This window comes from Staphylococcus croceilyticus (assembly GCF_002902575.1).
GTDB classification, from domain to species: domain Bacteria; phylum Bacillota; class Bacilli; order Staphylococcales; family Staphylococcaceae; genus Staphylococcus; species Staphylococcus croceilyticus.
Genome location: NZ_PPRD01000075.1, coordinates 1 through 2,795, shown reverse-complemented (window position 1 = coordinate 2,795; position 2,795 = coordinate 1). Strand labels below are relative to the sequence as shown.

The window sequence follows — 2,795 nt, the reverse complement described above, 5'->3', positions numbered from 1 at the left end:
GTCTGTCATTTTTATTACACTCCCTCAAGATGGATACACTATTAGTATATCAAGAAAGCGCTTTATTTAACTAACTCTCAAAATAATGTTCTTAAAATTTTAATAATTTTAAGATAAAAAATAAAAGAACTTTGTAAAGTTTATAAAACCTCACAAAGTTCTTGTTAATGTAGTTGAGTTATCCAAAAATTTCACGATTTAGTCCAAACACATATAGTAATATAAAGAATGTTGCTGCACTTAAAATCGTTAAAATCAATGTTAAAATTAGCGTTCGTTTATATTTATTAATAAATGCGATAAATAACATACCTAAATTATAAGCAAAGAAAAGGCCAAATAATGCCATCGTTACTTTGATATTAGTATAAAAAATATTTAGTAATAAAACGATAACCGCAAAAATGACATATGGAATGGTGATCCATTTAAATTCAAAGCGAATTTGCTTTGTACGTTTATCTTCATTATTCATGCGCAAACCCTCCTTTTTACATTATAAGACATAACCCGACTTTCTCCTATATATTATCTGTGACAAAGTCTTAACATTCACACAAACCTTTTTTAAGTAAATTGAATCATCTCTAATTGATTACGCAAGCGGTTTATATCAATGCCTTCTCCAATAATGACAATCGTTAAAGGGACGTCTTTTTCAATTACTCCATAATTCGGTAAGCCCATAGAATATTGGAATTCGTAAGTCGCTTCAGGCAAATCTCTGAATTTTACGAAACCCTTTAATCGCAAGACATTGTCCGGCAATCTTAAGATAAATTGATAGAATAATTGACGATCTATGGTAGAAGTAAACGTATATTGCATGGATTGAATGCCATGATGATGTGCATGGTGATGCGATTTTAATTGATGATTGCCACTTCCTTCTAACTGTTCATCATTCACTTGACTATATGTCGTACTAATAAGCTTAGCTTGAGGGTTAAGACGATTTAACTCGACTTCGATATTTTGTAGTACATCTTCCTCCACTAAATCCGTTTTGTTAAGAATAATCACATCACTATATGTAATTTGTTCTTCCATTAAATGTATAGTCGACTCAGTATAGTCACCTTTTTTTGAAAAGCGCTGCGCATCCACAAGACCAATAATTTGTGGTGTTTGCACTTCTTTAATAATCGTAGGGTCTTGGCATGCAGTAAAAATTTCTAATGGATGTGCAATACCTGTTGCTTCAATGACAATATGTTGCGTTTCGTTTTGTTGTACTAACATGTTCAACTGATTAACTAAATCATTATTCAAATCACAACAAACACAGCCGTTAATTAGAGATTTAACTGATACATCTTTGTCAACTAATAAGCTATCGACATCAAATTGTCCAAATTCGTTCATAATAATAGTGACTTTCTCATCTTTTTTTAATAATTGGTCTATATAATATTTTAAAAATGTAGTTTTGCCACTTCCTAAGAAGCCGCTAACAATTGTAATAGATATTTTTTCATTTTTATTATTTATCATTTTAAAAACTCTTTTCTATTTAAAAAATATTTGAAATTGATAATATAAGTATATATTTTAGATTACACTTGATTAAAATAGAATTATCTTCTAAAATTTAAGCATACTTTAATTTTAGCATGGCATTGAAACGAAGTGTGTTGCAAGTTATATTTTACACAACATAGACGAAATTTAATCCGAAATATAGAGAGACGGATAGAATGTCTGGAGGAGAACTTTAATGTCTGAACAACATAATTTGAAAGAGCAACTATGCTTTAGTTTGTACAATGCACAAAGACAAGTAAATCGCTACTATTCAAACAAAGTCTTTAAAAAGTACAACCTTACTTACCCACAATTTTTAGTGTTAAGTATTTTATGGGATGAATCTCCTGTAAATGTTAAAAAGGTAGTAACTGAACTCGCCTTAGATACTGGTACGGTATCACCTTTATTAAAAAGAATGGAACATGTTGATTTAATTAAACGTGAACGTTCTGAAGTTGACCAACGTGAAGTATTCATTCATCTTACTGAAAAAAGTGAAAAAATTAAACCTGAATTAAGTGATGCATCTCAAAAAGTTGCTACCGCTTCTTCATTAAGTATCGATGAAGTGAAAGAACTCAATCGTCTATTAGGCAAAGTCATCGACGCCTTTACTGAAAACAAATAAAATGACATGCTAATACAACGCTAATTAAAGTTATACATTTCGAATCAATTTTATATATTTATCAATAACGAAAAACCTGAGGTATCTCAATATAATAGATATCTCAGGTTTTTCGTTTTAATTGATATTTTAGTAAAAAAATTTATAAATGAAGTACTAACAACGTTGCATCAGACCCCAACACAAAGACTTTCGAATAGAAATTCTACAAGCAATACCAGTTGAGGTTGAAGTAGTTCTAAGATAGATAGCGAAGACTCCTGGCTTTTTTCATATTGAACACAAGTGCAAGTGCACTTGTGTAAGGCGTTCTAAGATAGATAACGAAACGTAGTTGCGTAGACTCCTATGTTGATTATTAATGAACATAAGTGCTATGCACTTATGTAAGAAATTCTAAAGATGGACTACGAATGACGTTGTGTGACGCCTGAGGGATTTAGGATTATCGATGAACGTAAGTGTTCGCACACTTACGTAAGTAGTTCTAAGATAGATTACGAAGTAAAGTTGTGAAGACTCCTAGGGGAGCAGTGCTGTTAATGAACCTAAGTGCTATGGCACTTAGGTAAGTAGTTCTAAAATGGATAATGGAACGTAGTTGAGCGACGCCTGAGGGAGCAGGATGAGTGTCGAGACC

At 31.5% G+C, this 2,795-nt stretch carries 3 protein-coding genes; 1 reads left to right on the top strand and 2 read right to left on the bottom strand.

Translation table 11 applies throughout. From position 1 onward, the window contains the following. Nucleotides 1-178 precede the first annotated feature (178 nt). Together CD128_RS09080 and CD128_RS09075 are read right to left on the bottom strand one after the other, a co-directional pair. Nucleotides 179-475, bottom strand: coding sequence for a hypothetical protein (locus tag CD128_RS09080; protein WP_103329644.1), 297 nt, complete (start codon nt 473-475; stop codon nt 179-181). Nucleotides 476-567: 92 nt separating this feature from the next. Further along, nucleotides 568-1,494 carry a CobW family GTP-binding protein gene (locus CD128_RS09075; protein ID WP_103329643.1) on the bottom strand — a complete coding sequence of 309 codons (927 nt, stop codon included), beginning with the start codon at nt 1,492-1,494 and terminating at the stop codon, nt 568-570. Between the two features lie 223 nt (nt 1,495-1,717). On the opposite strand from CD128_RS09075, the gene mgrA reads away from it, so the two are divergent. Beyond that, complete coding sequence (mgrA, locus tag CD128_RS09070) at nt 1,718-2,155, top strand: global transcriptional regulator MgrA (RefSeq protein WP_103329642.1); 438 nt, start codon at nt 1,718-1,720, stop codon at nt 2,153-2,155. Nucleotides 2,156-2,795 lie beyond the last annotated feature (640 nt).